The sequence below is a fragment of the Pseudomonas sp. M2 genome (assembly GCF_015751845.1).
Classification (GTDB): Bacteria; Pseudomonadota; Gammaproteobacteria; order Pseudomonadales; family Pseudomonadaceae; genus Aquipseudomonas; species Aquipseudomonas putida_E.
This window is the reverse complement of the sequence record NZ_JADOUD010000001.1, coordinates 3,458,454-3,479,759: the sequence shown is the minus strand read 5'-3', so window position 1 is coordinate 3,479,759 and position 21,306 is coordinate 3,458,454. Positions and strand designations below refer to the sequence as shown.

The window sequence follows — 21,306 nt, the reverse complement described above, 5'->3', positions numbered from 1 at the left end:
TCAGGGACGCGCCTGGAGCACTGGTTTTACAGCCTTGAATGGGCTTAAGTTGTTACAGTGCTCTAGGCAAACGCTACAATTTAAGGCATAAAACTTGCTTGAAATTGGCGCTCCGGCGCCCTCGTGTAGTGGATGGCGCATGCGCGCCGGCGAACAAGGTATTAGCCCCTGCCATGAAACCATCGCTCGTCCTAAAAATGGGCCAGCAACTGACGATGACCCCGCAGTTGCAACAGGCCATCCGCCTACTCCAGCTCTCTACCCTGGACCTTCAGCAGGAAATCCAGGAAGCGCTGGAGTCCAATCCGATGCTCGAACGTCAGGAAGACGGCGAAGACTTCGACAACAGCGACCCGATGGCGGATAACGCCGAGAGCAAGCCGGCCGCCGAAGTCCAGGACAACAGCTTTCAGGAAAGCACCGCCAGTGCCGAGACCCTGGAAGACGGTGAGTGGAACGAGCGCATCCCCAATGAGCTTCCGGTCGACACGGCCTGGGAAGACATCTACCAGACCAGCGCCAGCAGCCTGCCGAGCAACGATGACGACGAGTGGGACTTCACCACCCGCACATCAGCCGGCGAAAGCCTGCAAAGCCACCTGCTGTGGCAGCTGAACCTGGCACCGATGTCCGATACCGACCGCCTGATCGCAGTCACCCTTATCGACAGCATCAACGGCCAAGGTTATCTGGAAGACACGATCGAAGAGATCTGCGCCGGTTTCGATCCGGAGCTGGATATCGAACTGGACGAAGTCGAAGCGGTGCTGCACCGTATCCAGCAGTTCGAGCCTGCAGGCGTCGGCGCACGCAACCTGGGCGAGTGCCTGTTGCTGCAACTGCGCCAACTTCCGGCCAGCACACCATGGATGGCCGAGGCCAAGCGCCTGGTCACCGAGTTCATCGACCTGCTCGGCGGGCGTGACTACAGCCAGCTGATGCGCCGCATGAAGCTCAAGGAAGACGAGCTGCGCCAGGTCATCGAGCTGGTTCAGAGCCTCAACCCGCGCCCGGGATCGCAAATCGAGTCCAGTGAGCCGGAATACGTGGTGCCCGATGTCATCGTGCGCAAGGACAGCGATCGCTGGCTGGTCGAACTGAACCAGGAAGCGATCCCGCGTCTGCGGGTCAACCCGCAATATGCCGGCTTCGTCCGCCGGGCCGACACCAGCGCCGACAACACCTTCATGCGCAACCAGTTGCAGGAAGCACGCTGGTTCATCAAGAGCCTGCAAAGCCGCAATGAAACACTGATGAAAGTCGCCACACAGATCGTCGAGCATCAGCGCGGTTTCCTGGACCACGGCGACGAGGCAATGAAACCCCTGGTACTGCATGACATCGCCGAAGCCGTGGGCATGCACGAGTCGACCATCTCGCGGGTGACCACGCAGAAATTCATGCACACGCCACGCGGCATCTACGAACTGAAATACTTTTTCTCAAGCCACGTCAGCACCTCCGAGGGCGGAGAATGCTCGTCCACGGCAATCCGCGCGATCATCAAGAAACTGGTTGCGGCGGAAAATCAGAAAAAGCCATTGAGTGACAGCAAGATCGCTGGTTTACTGGAGGCACAAGGCATCCAGGTAGCCCGTCGCACCGTCGCCAAATACCGCGAGTCTCTCGGCATCGCACCGTCGAGCGAACGCAAGCGACTGATGTAGCCCCTCGGATCTGCCACAGCGTTTGTGGGGCAGGTGCAAGACCTGCCTCTTTATGCACGGGCAACAAAGGAGAAGCTGTATGCAAGTCAATATCAGTGGACAGCATGTAGAAGTCACCGAGCCGCTGCGCGATTACGTGCTTGAAAAGCTCGCCCGGGTGGAGAGTCACTTCGACAAGATCACCAACGTGCAGGTCATCATGAAAGTCGAGAAGCTGCAGCAGAAGGTCGAAGCGATCCTGCAGATTCCAGGCGGTGAAGTGGTTGCCAACGCCGAACACGAAGACATGTATGCAGCGATCGATGCCTTGGCCGACAAGCTCGACCGCCAACTGAAAAAACACAAGGAAAAACAGCAAAGCCTGCTGCAAGGTGCAGCCGCCCGCTGATCCCCTCATCCATGATCCGACTTGAAACCATCCTGACCCCCGGCCGTTCCCTGGTGAACGTGCCGGGTGGCAGTAAGAAGCGCGCCTTGGAAAAGGTCGCCAATCTGATTGCCGATCAAATACCCGAGCTGGAGATGCAAGACGTCTTCGAAAAGCTGATCGCTCGTGAAAAGCTCGGTTCCACAGGCTTCGGCAATGGCATCGCCATACCTCACTGCCGGCTCGAAGGCTGCACCTCTCCCGTCAGTGCCCTGCTGCACCTGGATGCTCCGATCGACTATGACGCCATCGATGGCGCGCCAGTCGACCTGCTGTTCATCCTTCTGGTGCCGGAGGCTGCCACCGACGCCCATCTGGAACTGCTGCGCCAGATCGCCAGCATGCTGGATCGCAAGGAAGTTCGCGAGCGCCTGCGTGCCGCCAACAGCAGCGAGGCCCTGTACCAGGTAGTCCTGGACGCACAGAACGAGCACTGAACATGCGCCTGATCATCGTCAGCGGCCGGTCCGGCTCCGGCAAGAGTACCGCCCTCGACGTGCTGGAAGACAACGGCTTTTACTGTATCGATAACCTGCCTGCCGGTTTACTGCCGCAGCTGGCGGAAAACGCGTTGATCCATACAGAGTTGCTGCAACCGAAAGTGGCAGTGTCCATTGATGCCCGCAACCTGCCCAGCCACCTGTCACGCTTCCCCGAACTGCTCGCCGAAGCGCGTGGCCGCCATATCCAGTGCGATGTGCTGTTTCTCGACGCCGACGAGGACACGCTGCTCAAGCGTTTCTCCGAAACGCGCCGGCGTCATCCGCTGACAAATGCAGATCGCTCACTGGCCGAAGCGATCCGCGTGGAAAGCGAACTGTTGGGGCCAATCTCCGACCTCGCCGACCTGAAGATCGACACTACCAGCCTCAACCTTTACCAACTGCGCGACTCGATCAAGTTGCGCCTGCTCAATCAACCTGAGCCCGGCACCGCATTCCTGGTCGAATCGTTCGGCTTCAAGCGTGGCATGCCGGTCGATGCAGACTTGGTTTTCGATGTACGCTGCCTGCCCAACCCTTACTGGAAGCCCGAACTGCGTGAGCATTCTGGCCTGGATCAGCCGGTTATCGATTACCTTGCCGCGCAGCCGGATGTCGAAGAGATGTTTACCGATATCTCGACCTACCTGCTCAAATGGCTGCCCCGCTTTGCCGCCAGCAACCGCGCCTACGTCACCATCGCCATTGGCTGCACAGGTGGCCACCACCGCTCGGTGTACATCACCGAGCGCCTCGGCCAGCTGCTGCAACAGTCCTTGAAAAACGTCCAGGTCCGCCACCGCGACCTCTAGCCCACAGGATCCGCACCACGATGCCCGCCCGCGAAATCACCATCATCAACAAGTTGGGCCTGCATGCCCGGGCGGCCGCCAAGTTCGTCGGCGTAGCCGGGCGCTTCCCCTGCCAGGTGCGGGTGGGCCGCGCACCCGACAAGCTGGTGGACGGCAAGAGCATCATGGCCGTGATGATGTTGGCGGCAGGCAAAGGCACCCAGGTGCACCTGCACACCGAGGGTGAGCAGGACAACGATGCGCTGGAAGCGCTGGTAGCGTTGATCAACAACTACTTCGACGAAGGCGAATAAGCCACCCCAAATCCAGGCTGGCCTCATCGCCGGCAATGCCAATTCAAGACATCGCCGTATCCATCACCATCATCAGGCAAAAACCCACGCACAGCCCGAGGCTGGCCAAACGGTGATGCCCATTGCTGCGCGACTCGGGGATGATTTCCTGGGTCACCACCAACAACATCGCCCCTGCCGCGCAGGCCAGGCCCAGCGGTAGCAGCAATTCGGCGACATTCACCAGCCAGGCACAGATCACCGCTGCCAGTGGCTCCACCAACCCCGACGCGGCACCGATCAGAAACGCCTTGAACCGCGGCATCCCCGCCCCTGCCAGCACCAGCGCAATGACCAACCCTTCGGGTACATCCTGCAAGGCGATACCCATGGCCAGGCTGTCAGCGTCGGCCATGCCACCGCCCGCCGACACACCGATAGCCATGCCTTCAGGAATGTTGTGGGCGATGATGGCGATCACGAACAGCCAGATTCGCGCCGCGATCACCGGCTGCCTCTCGTTGCCGACCAAGGCCTCGGGCGAAGCACCCGAGACTTTCAGATCGACCACGAACAGGCACATCGCACCGAACAGTAAACCGGCACTGATCAGGCCTCCCGCGCCCCAAGGGCTGAAACCTATGGACTGAGCGGCATCCAGCCCAGGGATGATCAGCGAGAAAGCGGTGGCCGCCAGCATCACACCGGCCCCGAAACCCAATAAGGTATCGGCCAGGGCCACCGGCATGTTGCGAATCACCAGCACCGGTACCGCGCCCAGCGCTGTTCCCAGCGCGCACAATGCGCCGCCCTCAAGGGCACGCAACATGCGTGGGTCCAGGTCCAGCCAGGCGATGCCCCGGGCCACCAGCAGGGCTGTGCCAACCAAGAGCAGCAAAGTACCCAGCGCCAGCCGGAACAGGCGCACACTACTGACCGACATCACCTCTGAGCGCATACCGGTCCGACTCACTGGCTGGCTTCGAGATAACGACGTTCCACTTCGGCCCAGTCAATTACGTTGTAGAAAGCCCCAATGTATTCCGGGCGACGGTTCTGGTACTTCAAGTAGTAGGCATGCTCCCACACATCCAGGCCGAGGATCGGTGTGTTGCCATGCATCAGTGGGCTGTCCTGGTTGCCGCTGCTTTCCACCACGAGTTTCTGCTCAGGGGTCACGCTGAGCCAGGCCCAGCCGCTGCCGAAGCGGGTCAGCGCAGCTTTGGTGAAAGCTTCCTTGAACGCCTCGAAACCACCCAGTTCAGCCTCGATGGCCTTGGCCACCAGGCCCTGTGGCTGGCCGCCGCCTGTGGGCGACATGACCTTCCAGAACAGCGAATGGTTGGCGTGACCACCCCCATGGTTGGTCACCGCGCCTCGCAGGTTCTCCGGCAACTGCTTGACCGCAGCAACCAGCTTTTCAACCGGCCATTCAGCCCACTCGGTACCTTCGACCGCGGCGTTGAGGCCGTTGACGTAGGTCTGGTGGTGCTTGGTGTGGTGGATTTCCATGGTCTGGGTATCGATGTTCGGTTCCAGCGCATCGTAGGCATAGGGCAATGCAGGCAAGGTATGAGGCATATCAATGGATTCCGTAAGCTTGGGTTGTGGGCGGCAGGTCCGGCTGGGCAGCCAGTTCACTGGCCAAGGGCGCCTGGCGATCGAGCAGACGCTCGGTGCGCGGATACTGGCCGTACTCGGCAATGAAGCTCAGCAATTGGGTGTAAGTGCGCCCGCTGTGGCGCAGCGCGGCATCACGCAGCGCCTGCGGCAAACGCGCTTGCTGGCTGGCCTGGAGCAGGCGCTGGTGAGCGGCGCACAGGTAGTCGACGCTCTCCTGCGGCTGGTTCAGGCGCAGGTGCAGGTCGGCCAGGTTGTGATGGGCGACGACGAACGCCGCCACCGCTTCGTCGACGTCATGCCAGCGCTCCAATAGCACCTGGGCCAGAGCCAGGGCTTGCAGGTAGAGTTCCCGGGCATCGACCAGCTCGCCCTGTTCGAACAGGCGATTGGCGGCCTCGGTGGTGCGTTTCCAGTGCTGCATGACACGTCTCCTGGGCGATGACGCGGGTCAGATGCCCCCAGCGGTGAGTTTTTCCGGGTCCAGCAGCGCCTCGAGCTGATCGCGCGACAGGTCGGTATGCTCCAGCGCCACGTCGATGATCGGCCGGCCCTGCTTGTAGGCGGTCTTGGCGATCTCGGCGGCCTTGAGATAGCCGATGATCGGGTTCAGCGCGGTGACCAGGATCGGGTTGCGCGCCAGGGCTTCCTTGAGCTTGTTCTCGTTGACCTTGAAGCTGGCGATGGCCTTGTCGGCCAGCAGGCGGCTGGCATTGGCCATCAGCTCGATACTCTCCAGCAGGTTGCGGGCAATCACCGGCAGCATCACGTTGAGCTCGAAGTTGCCCGACTGGCCGGCAACGGCGATGGTCGCGTCGTTGCCGATCACCTGGGCGGCAACCATGGCGGTGGCTTCCGGGATCACCGGGTTGACCTTGCCCGGCATGATCGAGGAGCCAGGCTGCAGGCCTTGCAGTTCGATTTCACCGAGGCCGGCGAGCGGGCCGGAGTTCATCCAGCGCAGGTCGTTGGCGATTTTCATGAGTGCCACGGCTGTGGTCTTGAGCTGGCCGGACAGCGCCACGGCGGTGTCCTGGGAGCCGATCAGGGCGAACAGGTTCGGTCCTTGGGTGAACTCGACCTGGGTGAGGCCGCTCAGCTGACGGGCAAAGCCTGCGGCGAACTGCGGGTGGGCGTTGATCCCGGTGCCCACGGCAGTGCCACCCTGGGCCAGGGCCTGCAGGCTCGGCAAGGTCGCTTCGATATACGCCTTGGCGCCGTTGATCTGTGCTGCCCAGCCATCGAGCACCTGGCTCATGCGCACCGGCATGGCATCCATCAGGTGGGTACGGCCAGTCTTCACGTACTGATGCACCTGCACCGATTTGGCTTCGATCACCTGAGCCAGGTGAGCCAGGGCGGGCAGCAACTGCTCATGCAGCGCCAGTGCGGCACTGACGTGGATGGTGGTCGGGATGATGTCGTTGCTGCTCTGGCCACAGTTGACGTGGTCGTTGGCATTGACCGGCTCACCGAGCAGGCGGCTGGCCAAGGTGGCGATCACCTCGTTGGCATTCATGTTCGAGCTGGTGCCGGAGCCAGTCTGGTACACGTCCACCGGGAAGTGCTGGATGAAGTCCTCGGCAAGCAGCTGCTCGACCGCCTTGACGATGGCTTGGCCCTGGGCGGCGGAAATTTGCTCAAGCTCGATGTTGGCCTTGGCTGCCGCAGCCTTGGCCAGCAGCAGGGCACGAATGAACTGGGCCGGCATACGCTGACCGCTGATCGGGAAATTGTCGACCGCGCGCTGGGTCTGGGCGCCGTACAGGGCCTGGGCCGGCACTTGCAGTTCACCCATGCTGTCACGCTCGATACGGGTATCACTCATCATCAAATCCTTGCATCAGTTCATCGGGGGAAATGGACGGCAGCAACCGGCAATTGGCCAGTTGCAGAGCGTAGGGTTGCCAGCGCTGGTTCTGTTCGCGGCGGTCCAGGTTGCGCAGTTCAAGCAGAGGGCGCCAGGCCTGGTCCAGGCACTGGCAACGCCAATGCCATGGCAGCATGCGATCGCAAGCGGTATCCAGCAGCAGGCGGAAGGAAGTCAGAGCCACCGTCCATGGCGAGGTATCCGTGCAGCACACCAGGTAGCGGCCTTCGGCAAGGTAGTGCTCGATCAGGCGCGGCTCGTCGGGTTCGAGCGCGCAGCGGATGCGCCGGCTGAGCCAGCGCCAGTTTTCCAGGTAGGGCAGTTCGCGCAGGACAGGTTTCATGAACATCATCACCAAAGCTTTGGGTAATGATATTCATTATTAAATGATAAACGTAATCACTTCAAGCGCGGATTGAGCAAATAAAAACCCGGCACAGTGGCCGGGCTTTTAGGTTTTGCTTAACGCTCAAGCAACTCAGCTACCTGCAACGGTCATCCGCTCGATCAACACCGAGCCGGTGTGAATATTGCTGCGGGTTTCAAGATCGCTGCCAATCGCGACAATCTGCTGGAACATGTCCTTCATATTGCCGGCAATCGTCACTTCCTGCACCGCATGCTGGATCTCGCCATTCTCAACCCAGAAACCTGCGGCACCCCGCGAGTAGTCGCCCGTGACCATGTTCAGGCCATGGCCCATCAGCTCAGTCACCAGCAAACCGCGCCCCATGCGCCGGATCAGTGCCGCCTGATCTTCGATGCCATGGGTGACATACAGATTATGCACGCCACCGGAGTTGGCCGTGCTTGGCAAGCCGAGCTTGCGACCGGAATAGGTGCCCAGCAGGTAAGACACCAGCTCCCCTTTATCGACAAACGGCTTGGCATAAGTCGCCAAGCCATCACCGTCGAATGCCGCGCTGCCAAGGGCACGCGGAATATGCGGGCGCTCGTCCAGCGTCAGCCAGCTGGGGAACAGACGCTGGCCAATGGCACCATCGAGGAACGACGACTTGCGGTACAGGTTGCCACCAGAAATGGCCGACAGGAAGCTGCCGAACAGACCACCCGCCAGCTCGGCGGAGAACAGCACCGGCACTTCGCATGTCTTGACCGGACGCGCACCGAGTCGGCTGGCTGCTCGCTGTGCCGCGCGCTGGCCAATGCTGCGCGGGTCGGCCAACAGGTGGCCCTGGCGGTTGACGTCATACCAGTAATCACGCTGCATCTGGCCTTCACCTTCAGCGATCATCACGCAGCTCAGGCTGTGCCGGGTCGATGCGTAGCCACCGATGAAGCCATGGCTGTTGCCATATACACGGCAGCCCTGGTGGGTATTGAGGGTGGTGCCATCGGCGTTGAGAATGCGCGGGTCAGCGTCAAACGCCGCAGCCTCGCAGGCCAGCGCCATCTCGATGGCTTTCTCGGGCTCCAGATCCCAGTCATGGTAAAGGTCCAGGTCAGGGATCTCGCGCGCCATCAGTGCCGCATCAGCCAGCCCCGAGCACTCGTCTTCGGAGGTGTGCCTGGCAATGGCCAGGGCGGCGGCAACGGTTTCGCGAATAGCCTCCGGCCCACTGGCCGAGGTGCTGGCCGAGCCCTTGCGCTGGCCGACATAGAGGGTGATGCCAAAGCCTTGGTCGCGGTTGAACTCTACCGTCTCGACCTCACGCTGGCGCACCGTGGTGGACAAGCCCTGCTCCAGCGATACTGCCACTTCGCAGGCGCTGGCACCCTGCCGGCTCGCCTCGGCGATGATCGCTTCGACCTGCTCCTGCAATGCTGGCAGGTCCTTGGGGCCTACGCTCTGGACTGCACTCATGGTTTTCTCCACTCAAATTCTGCGTTCGGCGAGGGTCATTCTACGACCGGGCCGGACAAGCGGCCCCCGGGTGGTTATCATGGCGGCAATTTCTATGCCTTGTACGAAAAGTGCCTGCGCGGCGACTTTTCATAAAACTTAAACGGACTGCCACCATGGTTGATTCATACGACGACGCCTTCGACGGCGAAAAAAGCAAAACCCAGATCAAGCGCGAGTTGCATGCGCTGGTCGAACTCGGCGAACGCCTGACCACGGTCAAGGCCGATACCCTGGCGCGCCTGCCGTTGACCGACGAGCTGCGCAAAGCCTTGGCCGAAGCCTGCAAGCACACCGCCCATGGCGCACGCAAACGGCATATGTCGTTCGTCGGCAAACTGATGCGCGACCAGGACCTGGACGCCATCCACGCGGTGCTCGAGCAGATCGACAGCTCCAGCCGCCAGTACAACGAACGCTTCCACAACCTGGAGCGCTGGCGGGACCGCCTTATCGACGGTAACGACGAGGACCTTGAACGCTTCGTCAACGAATACCCCGACACCGACCGTCAGCAACTGCGTTCGCTGATCCGTCACGCTCAGCACGAAAAGGCGCGGAACAAGCCGCCTGCCGCTGCACGCAAGGTCTTCAAGTACATCCGCGACCTCGACGAACTTCAGCGCGGCCTGCGCTGAGCCCCGCCACCTGGGGCTGCCCTGCAGCCCCGGGGCATGCATCACGCGCCGGTACCACCGACGGTGATCGCGTCCAGCTTCAAGGTCGGCTGGCCAACCCCTACCGGCACCGATTGCCCATCCTTGCCGCACGTGCCCACACCGCTGTCCAACGCAAGATCGTTACCCACCATCGACACTCGGCTCATGGCCTCGGGCCCGTTGCCGATCAGCGTCGCGCCCTTGACCGGCGCGGTGATTTTCCCGTCTTCGATCAGATAGGCTTCGCTGGTGGAGAACACGAACTTGCCGCTGGTGATGTCCACCTGGCCACCGCCAAGGTTGGCGCAGTAGATGCCTTTCTTCACCGAGGCGATGATTTCCTGCGGGTCGCTTTCGCCGGCACGCATGTAGGTGTTGGTCATGCGTGGCATCGGCAGGTGGGCATAGGATTCCCGGCGGCCGTTACCGGTCACGGCCATCCCCATCAGGCGTGCATTGAGTTTGTCCTGCATGTAGCCCTTGAGCACGCCGTTCTCGATCAGCGTGGTGCATTCGGTCGGCGTACCTTCGTCGTCGACACTCAGCGAGCCTCGGCGGCCCTCGAGGGTGCCGTCGTCCACGATAGTGCACAGGCTCGAAGCCACCTTCTCGCCGATCCGGCCACTGAACGCCGAACTGCCCTTACGGTTGAAGTCGCCTTCCAGGCCGTGACCGACCGCTTCATGCAACAGCACACCCGACCAACCAGAACCCAGCACCACCGGCAAGGTACCAGCTGGCGCAGGAATGGCCTCCAGGTTCACCAAGGCCTGGCGCAGCGCCTCACGGGCATAACCCATGACCCGTTCCTCGGTGAAGAAGCGGTAGTCGGTACGCCCGCCGCCGCCCTGCCCGCCCCGTTCGCGCCGACCATTTTGCTCGACGATGACACTGACGTTGAAGCGCACCAGCGGCCGCACGTCAGCGGCCAGGCTGCCGTCGGCCGCAGCAATCAGAATGCGCTCCCAAACCCCGGCCATGCTCACGCTGACCTGCTGGATACGCGGGTCGAGCGCCCGCGTGGCGGCATCGACACGTTTGAGCAGCTCGACCTTTTCAGCACGGCTGAGCACGTCCAGCGGGTTGTCCGGGGCATACAGGGCCGTCACGTCCTGGCTGCGGAACGCCTGGACAGTGCCATTCTGGCCGGCGCGGGAAATCGAACGCGCCGCACGGGCTGCCGAAGTCAGAGCCTCGAGGTTGATCGCGTTGCTGTAGGCGAAACCGGTTTTCTCACCCGACTGGGCACGCACGCCCACGCCCTGGTCAAGGTTGAAGCTGCCCTCTTTGACAATGCCGTCCTCCAGCGCCCAGGTTTCCGAGATCTGGCCCTGGAAGTACAGGTCGGCGGCGTCGATGCCCGGCCCGGCCAACTCGCCCAGTACAGCCTGCAGGCTGTCCAGGGTCAGTCCGCCTGGGGCCAGGAGCTGCTCGCTGACGGTGGATAACATCTGGCTCATAGTCACTCCGAGGTGTGCGCAGGCCGCAAGGCGTCCTGCGAAAAAAAGCGCCGGTGCGAGGCAACCGGCATGCGCGCCCGAATGGACGCTTGTTCATCACTGTCGCGCTCGGCGAGCAATACCGCTTCGCCCTGCGCCTGTTCGGCGACGATCCGCCCCCAGGGGTCGACGATCGCCGCGTGCCCATAGGTCTCCCGCGGGCCTGGATGGGTACCGCCCTGCGCTGCGGCCAGCACATAGCACTGTGTTTCGATCGCCCGGGCACGAATCAGCACTTCCCAGTGCGCCGCGCCTGTGACCGCAGTAAATGCCGCAGGTGCCGTAATCAGTTGCGCGCCGGCACTGCGCAGCGCGCTGTACAGTTCCGGGAAACGCAGGTCGTAGCAGACGCTCAAGCCAAGGCGCCCTGCCGGCGTGTCGGCCACCACCACTTGCGCGCCATGGGCATAGTCGTCGGATTCACGGTAACGGCCGCGGTTATCGGCCACGTCCACATCGAACAGGTGCAGCTTGTCGTAGCGCGCCACCACCTCGCCGTGCTCGTCGATCAAAAGCGAGCAGGCATGCGCCTTGGCATCAGGCTGATCGGCAGGTGGCAGCGGCAAGGTGCCGGCAACAATCCATAATCTGAGGTCGCGGGCCGTGCGTTTCAACCAGGGCAGTATCGGCCCCTCACCCAGCGCCTCGGCCCGGCCGAGCGCAGCGGCGTCCTTGCGCCCCATGGCGGCGAAATTTTCTGGCAGCACCGCCAGCCTCGCGCCGCCGAATGCCGCCTGTTCCAGCAAGGTACCCGCACGCTGCAAGTTGGCCAGCACATCGTCCTGGCTGACCATCTGGATGACCGCTACCTTCATGGGCACTCCTGGCACTACTTGTTGAACGGTTTCACAAAGGTGATTCTAGGCTCTTTCCACGGCCCTTCGATGCGATAGTGCACGCTGGCGAAGCGCGATACCCGGTCACCGATCAGCCTATCGACCAGAAACAGCGCCCCACCGACCGCCGGTGCGCCGACGATCAGCGCGGCCAGCGGCAGGTTGTTGGTCACTGGCAGGGAGACCTGCAGGTTGGCGTCGACCCGGTCGCGAACGAGGTCCAGCGTACCGTCGAGCTCGAAGTTGCTCGAAGGCCCGGTCACGCTGATCGGCTCGCGGGTCACGTAGACGCCGTCACTGGCTACCAGCAAGCCTTTTACCCGGTCATAGGCCAGGCCCTTGTCGAACAGGTCGGAGAAGTCCAGGCGCAGACGCCGGCCGATGGAGTTGAAGTTGAGCAGGCCGAACACCCGCAAGGCTTGCGCGCCGCCCTCCACTTCGACGAACTGCCCTGTGCGCAACGCCGCATCCATGCTGCCTGAGAAACGGTTTAGGCCGACCCAGGCTGGCGAACCGGGCCAACGGCCATCCACATCCAGACGGAAGTCACGACTGGTCACGGTAGGCGCGAAGCCCCAGGCCTTGAGCACGTCGGCCAGGTTCTTGCCATCCAGGCGGCCCTTGTACCAACTGCTGGTGGCGCCGCTGTAACCTTCCCAGCCGCCCCGGCCGTCGATGTGCAGGCCTTTGAAGACGAGGTCGATATCCTGAGCTGCCACCCCTCGAGCGGTCGGGCGCAGTTTCAGCGCCAGGTTGCCGTACAGGTCGTCGCCGCGGTACAGCTTGTCGATGGTCAGGTCCAGTGCCGGTACCTTGCGTGGGTCGAACGAGGCCAGCGGGTCAGGGCCTTCCTCGGCCTGTGCCTGCGCCGGGTCCGCTGGTGGCAGGCGCAAGGTCTGCAGGCGCACGGTCATCGGTGCGCCCTTGGCATCGGGTAAACGTGCATTGCCGATGACTTCCTTGCTGTCCAGGCGCAGATCCCACGCTGGGCCTCCCCGGGCCAGACGCACGACCGCCTGGTTCAGGTCCATGCCAAGGGCCTTCAACTGGCCGATGCTCAGGTCTACGCTCTGCAGAGTCTGCCGGGCACTTGCGCCAGGGTCGTCGCCACTCATCTGCGTCATCTGCGCCTGCCAGGGCGCCAGGTCCAGGCTCTCGAGGCGCCCCCGTACACGCAGGCCCTGCCCAGCTGGCACCTGCGCCTGCCCTGCCCCCAGCAGCAGTTCGCCGCGACCTTGCGCCAGGTTTTGGCTGGGCGCGGCATAGGCAAAGCGGGCAAGGTCGGCGTAGGCAGCATCCAGACGCCGCTCAGGCCCCTGCAGGCTCATGCTGAATCGGCTCTCACGGGTATCTGCTGCGGCCTTGCCGAACGGCGCAGGCAAATCGATTGCAAGGCCTTTGAGCGACGAATTCACGCTCAGACTGTTGTCGCGGCTGCCAAGGTTGAGTTGCAATTGATAGGGCAGGTCACCGGACGCCGGCAAGGGCTGCTTGAACTGCAGCCAGTCGGTCAAGGCCCGGAGCGCCACGTGGCCATTCGCGCTGATACGCGTCTGCATCTGCCCAGGCTGGCCCCCGGCGGTTATCTGCGCGGTCACCGGCTTGCCAAATGCCTGCAGGGCGATGTTCTTCCCGCTCAGCCCCTTGTCGAGATCGAAACTGAAATCGCCCTTGAGTCGGCTCAGCTCCAGGCTTGGCGGCGCAACCTTGAGGCGTGCATCGGAGGTGGCAAAGTCGACCTGTACCTTCGGGCGTTGTCCTCGGGCCAGGGGGATGTCGAGCTTGAGCTTGCCCTTGAGCGGCCCCTCGCCCTCCCATCCTGCGAAAATTTCGCCCGTGCCGATAGGCGCTTCCTTGAGAATCCTCAGACCATCGCCGAGGCTGCCGTCGAAATTGCCATCAAGGTACAGGCGGCTTTGCTCGGCACCCTCCACATGGGGAATGTTGACACTGACGTCACTTACCTGGGTGTCCAGCAACAGGCCTTTATGGGCCTTGATGCGCACGCCACTGTCCTCGATCAGCACATCGCCATCGACGTTTTGCACCTGTGGCCAGCCAGGCTGGAAGTTCAGGGCGGCGTCGTGCACCTTGAAGAACAGGCTGATGCTGCGCGATTCGGGGCTGGCACCGTGGTTCAGCGAACCTTGGTACTGGAAGTAGCCTTCATCGACGTTGCCCTTGACGATGGCACTGCGCAGCCACTCATCGAGCGCCGGGCTGAGCACTTCAGGCAGGTATTTGGCGGTGTAGCGCCCATCGCCCTCGGTCAGGCCTACGCGCAGGTCCATATAGCTCTCGCTGCCTTCATTGAACAGCAGGCGAATCAGGAAATCCCCGGCGATCTTGCCCTCTTCGCCCAGCACTTTCAGGTAGGGGGCAGCCAAGGTAAAACCCTCTTTGTCGAGGGTATAGGTCAAACGGGCGTTGGCTTTCTGATAATGCCAAGGTTTGGCGAAGATCGGATACAGATGCAACATGAAAGCGTCGGTATCCAGGCGCAGCTCGCCATGGCCCAGGTCTCCGCTGATGCTGCCGCTGACATTGCCGGCAGCGGGTGCGCCGTGGTAGGCGTCAAAACCCACTTTTTCCAGATTGGCAGCGAACTGCAGCCGTTGATCACCCTCGGCCTTGGGCCGCAAGTCGAGGCGCAAGTTGCGCACGGCACCAGTCACATTCAGCGCATCGACCGCAGTCATGAATTTTTCAGGCAGTGGCGCCAGTGCATCTATCAAAGGCGTCAGCGGCGCAAGGTCAAGGCGGTCGGCCTGCACCTGCCAGCTTTCCCCTGCGGGTTCCTCACCTGCGCGCTGACGCACCTGCAGCTTCGACTCCCAGCGAGCCTTGCCGATGTTGGCAGCCAGTGAATCGACAACCACATCGAACCCTTGCTCGCGACGCTGGAACCAGGCCGAGACCGCCAGGTTATCCAGTGTCACCGCCTGGCGCTGGGCATAGGCGCCGCGCAACTGAGGGGCATTGAGCCGGACCACCGCCTGCTGCAACCGGCCCTCGTCCCAGTCAACCCAGAATTCACCACCGGCGCGCAGGGCTTGGGCCTGCCACTGGCCGAGCAGGCGTGGCGGCAGCCAACGCGCCCAGTCGCTCTGCGGCAGGCTCAGGTAAGCCTCTGCCTTACCATCGCGCCAGGCCTGGGGCGTTACCCGGCTGCGCAGGTTCAGTGCCAACGGCTGGCCGTCAGGCAGGGTCGCACGCAGGTCCAGCGCCTGACGTGAAGCGCCGGCCTGCAGGCCAAGGCTGACATAGGTAAGAGTCAACGGGTCACGCTGCCAAGGCTGCAGGGTAACCTGGCTGTCGAATACGTCGATACGGCCCAACTGTTGCAAACGCTGCAGCACCTCGGCCGGGTCCAGCGGCGCGTCGTCCTTTTTCGGTAAGCCTTCAAGCGCCCAACCGCCCTGCTCGTTCTCACGCAGGATCAGTTGCAGGCCCGCCAACTGGATATGCGCCAGGCGTACTTCGCGTGCAGTGAGGCTGGCCCAGAGGTCCGGCACCAGCTTGACGTCATCCAGGCGCAACGCCGAAGCGCCCTCGCCCAACTGCAGGTCACGTACCCGCAGCACCGGCGCCAGGCCACTCCAGCGCCCTTCAAGCGCCCCCACATGCACCGGCAGGCCCAACGCCTGCTCGGCCTTGCTTTCAAGGTCGGCGCGGTATTCGGCCACCAGTGGCACCAGCTCCCGGCCGAGGCTGACATAGAGCGCCACCAACACAGCCAGCAGGGCGCAGATGCCCAGCCCCCAACGGGTCAAGGCGACAAGAACGCGGGTCAGACGTCCCATGGCCAAGGCCCTCCAGGTCGTTTATCCATGATGGCTCGAAGCAGCGGTTTTGCCAGCCCGAGCACCTTGGGCTGGGTATCAGAAAGCCTCAGAGCAGCACCACATCGTACTGCTCCTGCGAGTACATCGACTCGACCTGGAAGCGAATGGTTCGACCGATGAACGTTTCCAGCTCGGCCACGTTGCCGGACTCTTCATCGAGCAAGCGGTCGACCACCTTCTGGTTGGCCAGCACCCGATAGCCTTCTGCCTGATAGGCGCGGGCTTCACGAAGGATCTCGCGGAAAATTTCGTAACAGATCGTTTCCGGAGTCTTCAGCTTGCCACGCCCCTGGCAGGCGGTGCAGGGTTCGCACAGTACCTGCTCCAGGCTCTCGCGCGTACGCTTGCGGGTCATCTGTACCAGGCCCAGTTCGGTGATGCCGATGATGTTGGTCTTGGCATGGTCACGTTCGAGCTGCTTTTCCAGCGTACGCAGCACCTGGCGTTGATGGTCCTCATCCTCCATGTCGATGAAGTCGATGATGATGATCCCGCCAATGTTGCGCAGGCGCAGCTGCCGGGCGATTGCCGTGGCCGCTTCGAGGTTGGTCTTGAAAATGGTCTCTTCGAGGTTGCGGTGGCCGACGAAGGCGCCGGTGTTGACATCGATGGTAGTCATTGCCTCGGCGGGGTCGACCACCAGATAGCCGCCGGACTTGAGCGGCACCTTGCGATCCAGTGCGCGCTGGATTTCGTCCTCGACGCCGTACAGGTCGAAGATCGGCCGCTCACCCGGGTAGTGCTCCAGGCGGTCGGCGATCTCCGGCATCAGTTCGGCAACGAACTGCGTGGTTTTCTGGAAGGTTTCCCGTGAGTCGATGCGAATCTTCTCGATCTTGGGGTTGACCAGGTCACGCAGTGTGCGCAAGGCCAGGCCAAGATCCTCGTAGATGACCGTCGGCGCGCCGCAGGTCTGGATCTGGCTGCCAATCTGCTCCCACAGGCGGCGCAGGTAGCGGATGTCCTGCAGGATCTCTTCGGCCCGTGCGCCCTCGGCAGCAGTGCGCAGGATGAAACCGCCGGCGTTCTTGATGTCTTCGCTGTCCATGCAGTCACTGACCACCTGCTTGAGGCGATCACGTTCGGCTTCGTCTTCGATCTTCAGGGAAATGCCGACATGGCTGCTGCGCGGCATGTACACCAGGTAACGCGACGGTATGGACAGCTGGGTGGTCAGCCGTGCGCCCTTGCTACCGATGGGGTCCTTGGTCACCTGCACCACCAGGGCCTGGCCCTCGTGTACCAGTGCGGTGATGGTCTCCACGGCAGAACCTTCGCGCTGGGAAATCTCCGAGGCATGAATGAACGCGGCGCGCTCCAGGCCGATATCGACGAACGCCGCCTGCATGCCTGGCAGCACCCGCACCACTTTGCCCTTGTAGATATTGCCGACGATGCCGCGACGCTGGGTGCGCTCGACGTGCACTTCCTGCAGCACCCCGTTTTCCACCACCGCCACACGCGACTCCATCGGGGTGATGTTGATCAGGATCTCTTCACTCATGGCAGGCTCTCGTCAAAGGTCTTCGGTAATCATGGATCGCGGGCGCCGGGCTGGCTACTGCTGCTTTGTTACCTCAGGAGAAAGCGCCGGCACCTGCCAGCAGGCGATACCGAATTGGGCGAGCAGCTCGGCCGTCTCGCTCAGGGGCAGGCCGACTACCGCCGAATAGCTGCCCTGAAGGCCGGTCACGAATACCGCCCCCAAGCCCTGGATGGCATAACCGCCGGCTTTATCCACTGGCTCGCCACTGGCCCAATAGCGCTGTGCTTCTTGCGGGTCGATGGCGCGAAAACGTACGTTGCTGGTGACGCAGACACTCAGGCAGCACTGGCCATCGCTCAGCGCCACCGCCGTCAACACCTGATGTTCGCGCCCTGCCAGGTCGGCCAGCATGGCCAAGGCATCTTCACGGTTTTCCGGTTTGCCGAGAATACGACCATCGAGCACCACCGCAGTGTCTGCGCCGAGCACCACGGCCGGGCCGGCAAGACTGGCAAGGCCAGCCTCGGCCTTGCTCCGGGCCAGGCGTTCGACATACGCCACGGCGCTTTCGTCTGGCAGCGGGGTTTCATCGATGGGGGCGCTGGTGACGGTGAACGGCACGCCGATCTGGGCCAGCAATTCACGACGACGGGGCGAGCCGGAGGCCAGGTAAAGTGGTTTCATGCAGACATCTCCCTGTCGGTGGCGGCGGCGCCGTCAGTTGATATGCAAACGCCGGCGCAGATCACGCAGGGCGAAGCTGATCCACGGCCAGAGCAAGGCGCTGATGACCGCCGACCAGACCAGCGCCAGCGTCGGCAAACGGTTGCCGGTGAGCGCACTGAGCCACAACTGGATCAGCTGGGCGATACCGAAGATCACCAGGATTACCAGGCTCTGCTGCCACATCGGGAACATGCGCAGACGCTGCTGCAGCGACAGCACCAGGAAGGTGATCAGGGTCAGGACCAGGGCATTTTGCCCGAGCAGCGTGCCGTACAGCACGTCCTCGGCCAGACCCAGCACGAACGCAGTGGTCATGCCGACCTTGTTCGGGACCATGAGCGTCCAGAACGACACCAGCATCGCCAGCCACATGGGCCGGAACACCTCGAGAAACGGTGGCATGGGCGAGACGCTGAGTAGCAGGCCAATGGCGAAGGTCAGCCAGATGACCCACCCGTGGTTACGGCGCGTTTTGGCCATCATTGCCTCCGAGGCTGGGCGGGTGCCGCAGGCGCTGCGGCAGGGCTGGCGGGTGCCGGGGCCGGTGCTGAAGCGGCCGGGGCCGGGGCCGCTGTGGCAGGTACCGCCGGCGTGGCCGGGGCCGGCGCTGCCGCTGCAGGCGTGCCGGGGGCAGCCTGTTCGCCATTGGCGCCAGGCTGAGCAGGGTTCGCTGCGCCCTTGCGGTCCGCCTCTTCCTGGGCGAGCGCCGCGTCGGTGGCACGCTGCTCCGGAGAACGCCGGTCGCTGAACACCAGCAGCATGTAGCGGCTGCGGTTGAGTGCGGCGGTAGGAATGGCGCGAACGATGGCGAACGGCTGGCCGGAGTCATGGATCACTTCGTTGACCGTGGCCACCGGGTAGCCGGCCGGGAAGCGCTGGCCCATGCCGGAGCTCACCAGCAAGTCGCCTTCCTTGATGTCAGCCGTGTCGGCAACATGACGCAGCTCCAGACGCTCCGGGTTGCCAGTACCGCTGGCAATCGCGCGCAGGCCGTTACGGTTGACCTGTACCGGGATGCTGTGGGTGGTGTCGGTCAGCAGCAACACTCGTGCGGTGTAGGGCATCAGCTCGACCACCTGGCCCATCAGGCCGCGGGCATCGAGCACCGGCTGGCCAAGGAACACACCGTCGCGCTCGCCTTTGTTGATCAGGATACGGTGGGTGAACGGGTTGGGGTCGACGCCGATCAGCTCAGCCACCTCGACCTTCTCGTTGACCAGTGCAGAGGAGTTGAGCAACTCGCGCAGGCGCACGTTCTGCTCGGTCAGGGCCGCCAGCTTCTGCAGGCGCCCCTGCAGCAGCAGGGCTTCGGTCTTGAGTTTCTCGTTTTCCGCGATCAGTTCGTTACGGCTGCCGAACTGGCCCGCAACACCTTGCCACATCCGCTGAGGCAAGTCGGTGATCCAGTACGATTCCATCAGTACCAGGCCCATCTGGCTGCGCACGGGCTTGAGCAGGTCAAAGCGCGCATCGACCACCATCAGCGCGACCGAAAGCACCACCAGTACGAGCAGGCGCACGCCCAGCGAAGGGCCCTTGGAGAAAAGCGGTTTAATGGGCCGTTCCTCGTGGACGACTCAGGAAGTCATTGGACATGGGACAACGCACCAGCCTGGTTGCGGGTTGACGGAAGCGGCGCCCCAACGGACGCCAGCCCAACGCATACAGGTAGCACTGCGCGTGCCACCTGTAAACCGGGCGCTCGATCACTCGCTGGAGAGCAGGTCCATCGCGTGCTTGTCCATCATCTCCAGGGCGCGACCGCCGCCACGGGCCACGCAGGTCAGCGGGTCCTCGGCAACGATCACCGGCAAGCCGGTTTCCTGGGCCAGCAGCTTGTCGAGGTCGCGCAGCAGCGCGCCACCACCGGTCAGCACCAGGCCACGCTCGGCGATGTCGGAGGCCAGCTCCGGCGGAGACTGCTCCAGGGCGCTTTTTACGGCCTGAACGATGGTCGCCAGCGACTCCTGCAGGGCTTCGAGCACTTCGTTGGAGTTCAGGGTGAAGGCACGTGGCACGCCTTCGGCCAGGTTGCGGCCGCGCACGTCGACTTCACGCACTTCGCCGCCCGGGTAGGCGGTACCGATTTCCTGCTTGATGCGTTCGGCAGTGGATTCGCCGATCAGGCTGCCGTAGTTGCGGCGCACATAGGTGACGATGGCCTCGTCGAAGCGGTCGCCGCCAACGCGGACAGACTCGGCGTAGACCACGCCATTGAGCGAGATCAGGGCGATTTCAGTAGTACCACCACCGATATCGACGACCATCGAGCCACGGGCTTCTTCGACCGGCAGGCCCGCACCGATGGCAGCGGCCATTGGTTCTTCGATCAGGAACACTTCACGGGCACCGGCACCCAGAGCCGATTCACGAATGGCGCGGCGCTCTACCTGGGTCGACTTGCACGGCACGCAGATCAGCACGCGAGGGCTGGGCTGGAGGAAGCTGTTCTCGTGAACCTTGTTGATGAAGTACTGCAACATTTTTTCACAAACGCTGAAGTCGGCGATGACGCCGTCCTTCATCGGACGAATGGCAGCAATGTTGCCGGGCGTACGGCCCAGCATGCGTTTGGCTTCGGTACCGACGGCGACGACGCTTTTCTGGTTGCCGTGGGTACGGATGGCAACTACCGAGGGCTCATTCAGGACGATACCGCGCTCACGCACGTAGATAAGGGTGTTGGCAGTACCCAGGTCGATGGAGAGATCGCTGGAAAACATGCCACGCAGTTTCTTGAACATGGGAAAGTGACCCTGGGGAAAGCGTGGGTAAAAAAGTGCGGCAAACTCTAACAATGGCAGGGATTTTGGGCAAGGAGCCAATATGTTAAATTGGTCGTTTTTCCGAGCACGCCAGCAGATGATCGCGGCCGTATGACCGCCAGAATGCCGACATGTTCCTCATCACGGACCTTATTCCGTTCTTTGTTTCCCCTGGAGATACCCATGGCGCTTGAACGCTGCGACGTGGAAAAGATCGCCCATCTGGCCCGCCTGGGCCTGAATGAAGGCGAACTGCCACGCATTACCGATGCACTGAACAGCATTCTCGGGCTGGTCGACCAGATGCAAGCGGTCGACACCACCGGCATCGAGCCCCTGGCCCACCCCCTGGAGGCCAGCCAGCGCCTGCGTCCCGACCAGGTCACCGAAAGCAACCAGCGCGATGCCTACCAAGCCATCGCACCAAAGACCGAAAGCGGTCTGTACCTGGTTCCCAAAGTCATCGAGTAAGGGAT

General features: G+C 62.7%; 21 protein-coding genes. 7 read left to right on the top strand and 14 right to left on the bottom strand.

Annotated features, from left to right (window positions below; genetic code table 11):
* The first annotated feature begins 173 nt into the window (after positions 1–173).
* The 5 genes from IWW33_RS16105 (at position 174) to IWW33_RS16085 (ending at position 3,681) form a co-directional block, all read left to right on the top strand.
* Positions 174–1,667 (top strand): RNA polymerase factor sigma-54, encoded by a 1,494-nt coding sequence (locus IWW33_RS16105; RefSeq protein WP_039602457.1) that lies wholly within the window; start codon positions 174–176, stop codon positions 1,665–1,667.
* Between the two features lie 79 nt (positions 1,668–1,746).
* Complete coding sequence (gene raiA, locus IWW33_RS16100; protein WP_012316076.1) at positions 1,747–2,055, top strand: ribosome-associated translation inhibitor RaiA; 309 nt, start codon at positions 1,747–1,749, stop codon at positions 2,053–2,055.
* An 11-nt stretch (positions 2,056–2,066) separates the two neighbouring features.
* The gene (gene ptsN, locus IWW33_RS16095; RefSeq protein WP_039602459.1) at positions 2,067–2,531 is read left to right on the top strand and encodes a PTS IIA-like nitrogen regulatory protein PtsN; all 465 of its coding nucleotides are present in this window, start codon (positions 2,067–2,069) and stop codon (positions 2,529–2,531) included.
* Positions 2,532–2,533: 2 nt separating this feature from the next.
* The gene (gene rapZ / locus IWW33_RS16090; RefSeq protein ID WP_012316078.1) at positions 2,534–3,388 is read left to right on the top strand and encodes an RNase adapter RapZ; all 855 of its coding nucleotides are present in this window, start codon (positions 2,534–2,536) and stop codon (positions 3,386–3,388) included.
* 20 nt (positions 3,389–3,408) lie between these two features.
* Entirely contained in the window at positions 3,409–3,681 is a 273-nt protein-coding gene (locus tag IWW33_RS16085; protein WP_046784446.1) for an HPr family phosphocarrier protein, read from the top strand.
* 43 nt (positions 3,682–3,724) lie between these two features.
* On the opposite strand, the gene IWW33_RS16080 is transcribed toward IWW33_RS16085, so the two are convergent.
* The 6 genes from IWW33_RS16080 to pmbA all read right to left on the bottom strand — a co-directional run bounded on the left by IWW33_RS16080 (position 3,725) and on the right by pmbA (position 8,975).
* On the bottom strand, positions 3,725–4,618 hold the full coding sequence (locus IWW33_RS16080; RefSeq protein ID WP_039602462.1) for a ZIP family metal transporter: 894 nt from the start codon (positions 4,616–4,618) through the stop codon (positions 3,725–3,727).
* Between the two features lie 11 nt (positions 4,619–4,629).
* Positions 4,630–5,241 (bottom strand): superoxide dismutase, encoded by a 612-nt coding sequence (locus IWW33_RS16075; protein ID WP_046784447.1) that lies wholly within the window; start codon positions 5,239–5,241, stop codon positions 4,630–4,632.
* A gap of 1 nt (position 5,242) precedes the next feature.
* Positions 5,243–5,704, bottom strand: coding sequence for a hypothetical protein (locus tag IWW33_RS16070; RefSeq protein WP_115273945.1), 462 nt, complete (start codon positions 5,702–5,704; stop codon positions 5,243–5,245).
* A gap of 27 nt (positions 5,705–5,731) precedes the next feature.
* Positions 5,732–7,108, bottom strand: a complete 1,377-nt coding sequence (locus IWW33_RS16065) for a class II fumarate hydratase (protein WP_196914297.1) — start codon at positions 7,106–7,108, stop codon at positions 5,732–5,734.
* A complete protein-coding gene (locus tag IWW33_RS16060) occupies positions 7,101–7,502 on the bottom strand; it encodes a FagA protein (RefSeq protein ID WP_080952054.1) in 402 nt (133 codons plus the stop codon). The genes IWW33_RS16065 and IWW33_RS16060 overlap by 8 nt, the downstream gene beginning before the upstream one ends.
* Before the next feature lie 126 nt (positions 7,503–7,628).
* Positions 7,629–8,975, bottom strand: coding sequence for a metalloprotease PmbA (pmbA, locus tag IWW33_RS16055; RefSeq protein ID WP_046784450.1), 1,347 nt, complete (start codon positions 8,973–8,975; stop codon positions 7,629–7,631).
* Positions 8,976–9,130: 155 nt separating this feature from the next.
* On the opposite strand from pmbA, the gene yjgA reads away from it, so the two are divergent.
* Positions 9,131–9,652, top strand: a complete 522-nt coding sequence (gene yjgA / locus IWW33_RS16050) for a ribosome biogenesis factor YjgA (protein WP_012316086.1) — start codon at positions 9,131–9,133, stop codon at positions 9,650–9,652.
* A 41-nt stretch (positions 9,653–9,693) separates the two neighbouring features.
* Here yjgA and tldD read toward each other — a convergent pair whose 3' ends face one another.
* From tldD to mreB, 8 genes are all read right to left on the bottom strand, one after another.
* Positions 9,694–11,133 carry a metalloprotease TldD gene (gene tldD / locus IWW33_RS16045; RefSeq protein ID WP_012316087.1) on the bottom strand — a complete coding sequence of 480 codons (1,440 nt, stop codon included), beginning with the start codon at positions 11,131–11,133 and terminating at the stop codon, positions 9,694–9,696.
* Between the two features lie 2 nt (positions 11,134–11,135).
* Positions 11,136–11,987 carry a carbon-nitrogen hydrolase family protein gene (locus IWW33_RS16040; RefSeq protein WP_115273943.1) on the bottom strand — a complete coding sequence of 284 codons (852 nt, stop codon included), beginning with the start codon at positions 11,985–11,987 and terminating at the stop codon, positions 11,136–11,138.
* Between the two features lie 14 nt (positions 11,988–12,001).
* Positions 12,002–15,811: a YhdP family protein gene (locus tag IWW33_RS16035; protein WP_174141557.1), complete on the bottom strand. Its 3,810-nt coding sequence runs from the start codon at positions 15,809–15,811 to the stop codon at positions 12,002–12,004.
* Positions 15,812–15,899: 88 nt separating this feature from the next.
* Positions 15,900–17,357, bottom strand: a complete 1,458-nt coding sequence (gene rng, locus IWW33_RS16030) for a ribonuclease G (protein ID WP_012316090.1) — start codon at positions 17,355–17,357, stop codon at positions 15,900–15,902.
* 54 nt (positions 17,358–17,411) lie between these two features.
* Positions 17,412–18,023 (bottom strand): Maf family protein, encoded by a 612-nt coding sequence (locus IWW33_RS16025; protein WP_115273941.1) that lies wholly within the window; start codon positions 18,021–18,023, stop codon positions 17,412–17,414.
* A 33-nt stretch (positions 18,024–18,056) separates the two neighbouring features.
* On the bottom strand, positions 18,057–18,545 hold the full coding sequence (gene mreD / locus IWW33_RS16020; protein WP_012316092.1) for a rod shape-determining protein MreD: 489 nt from the start codon (positions 18,543–18,545) through the stop codon (positions 18,057–18,059).
* Entirely contained in the window at positions 18,545–19,621 is a 1,077-nt protein-coding gene (gene mreC / locus IWW33_RS16015; protein WP_115273940.1) for a rod shape-determining protein MreC, read from the bottom strand. Before mreC ends, mreD begins: the two co-directional genes overlap by 1 nt.
* A 150-nt stretch (positions 19,622–19,771) precedes the next feature.
* Positions 19,772–20,809 (bottom strand): rod shape-determining protein MreB, encoded by a 1,038-nt coding sequence (mreB, locus tag IWW33_RS16010; protein WP_003255163.1) that lies wholly within the window; start codon positions 20,807–20,809, stop codon positions 19,772–19,774.
* Between the two features lie 204 nt (positions 20,810–21,013).
* Here mreB and gatC point away from each other — a divergent pair, with 204 nt between their 5' ends.
* Positions 21,014–21,301 carry an Asp-tRNA(Asn)/Glu-tRNA(Gln) amidotransferase subunit GatC gene (gatC, locus tag IWW33_RS16005; protein ID WP_012316094.1) on the top strand — a complete coding sequence of 96 codons (288 nt, stop codon included), beginning with the start codon at positions 21,014–21,016 and terminating at the stop codon, positions 21,299–21,301.
* Positions 21,302–21,306 lie beyond the last annotated feature (5 nt).

Bases quoted from the DNA above. Each gene is read 5' to 3' on its own strand.
- IWW33_RS16105 (WP_039602457.1), top strand. From the start codon at position 174: ATGAAACCATCGCTCGTCCTAAAAATGGGCCAGCAACTGACGATGACC.
- raiA (WP_012316076.1), top strand. From the start codon at position 1,747: ATGCAAGTCAATATCAGTGGACAGCATGTAGAAGTCACCGAGCCGCTG.
- ptsN (WP_039602459.1), top strand. From the start codon at position 2,067: ATGATCCGACTTGAAACCATCCTGACCCCCGGCCGTTCCCTGGTGAAC.
- rapZ (WP_012316078.1), top strand. From the start codon at position 2,534: ATGCGCCTGATCATCGTCAGCGGCCGGTCCGGCTCCGGCAAGAGTACC.
- IWW33_RS16085 (WP_046784446.1), top strand. From the start codon at position 3,409: ATGCCCGCCCGCGAAATCACCATCATCAACAAGTTGGGCCTGCATGCC.
- IWW33_RS16080 (WP_039602462.1), bottom strand. From the start codon at position 4,618: ATGCGCTCAGAGGTGATGTCGGTCAGTAGTGTGCGCCTGTTCCGGCTG.
- IWW33_RS16075 (WP_046784447.1), bottom strand. From the start codon at position 5,241: ATGCCTCATACCTTGCCTGCATTGCCCTATGCCTACGATGCGCTGGAA.
- IWW33_RS16070 (WP_115273945.1), bottom strand. From the start codon at position 5,704: ATGCAGCACTGGAAACGCACCACCGAGGCCGCCAATCGCCTGTTCGAA.
- IWW33_RS16065 (WP_196914297.1), bottom strand. From the start codon at position 7,108: ATGAGTGATACCCGTATCGAGCGTGACAGCATGGGTGAACTGCAAGTG.
- IWW33_RS16060 (WP_080952054.1), bottom strand. From the start codon at position 7,502: ATGATGTTCATGAAACCTGTCCTGCGCGAACTGCCCTACCTGGAAAAC.
- pmbA (WP_046784450.1), bottom strand. From the start codon at position 8,975: ATGAGTGCAGTCCAGAGCGTAGGCCCCAAGGACCTGCCAGCATTGCAG.
- yjgA (WP_012316086.1), top strand. From the start codon at position 9,131: ATGGTTGATTCATACGACGACGCCTTCGACGGCGAAAAAAGCAAAACC.
- tldD (WP_012316087.1), bottom strand. From the start codon at position 11,133: ATGAGCCAGATGTTATCCACCGTCAGCGAGCAGCTCCTGGCCCCAGGC.
- IWW33_RS16040 (WP_115273943.1), bottom strand. From the start codon at position 11,987: ATGAAGGTAGCGGTCATCCAGATGGTCAGCCAGGACGATGTGCTGGCC.
- IWW33_RS16035 (WP_174141557.1), bottom strand. From the start codon at position 15,811: ATGGGACGTCTGACCCGCGTTCTTGTCGCCTTGACCCGTTGGGGGCTG.
- rng (WP_012316090.1), bottom strand. From the start codon at position 17,357: ATGAGTGAAGAGATCCTGATCAACATCACCCCGATGGAGTCGCGTGTG.
- IWW33_RS16025 (WP_115273941.1), bottom strand. From the start codon at position 18,023: ATGAAACCACTTTACCTGGCCTCCGGCTCGCCCCGTCGTCGTGAATTG.
- mreD (WP_012316092.1), bottom strand. From the start codon at position 18,545: ATGGCCAAAACGCGCCGTAACCACGGGTGGGTCATCTGGCTGACCTTC.
- mreB (WP_003255163.1), bottom strand. From the start codon at position 20,809: ATGTTCAAGAAACTGCGTGGCATGTTTTCCAGCGATCTCTCCATCGAC.
- gatC (WP_012316094.1), top strand. From the start codon at position 21,014: ATGGCGCTTGAACGCTGCGACGTGGAAAAGATCGCCCATCTGGCCCGC.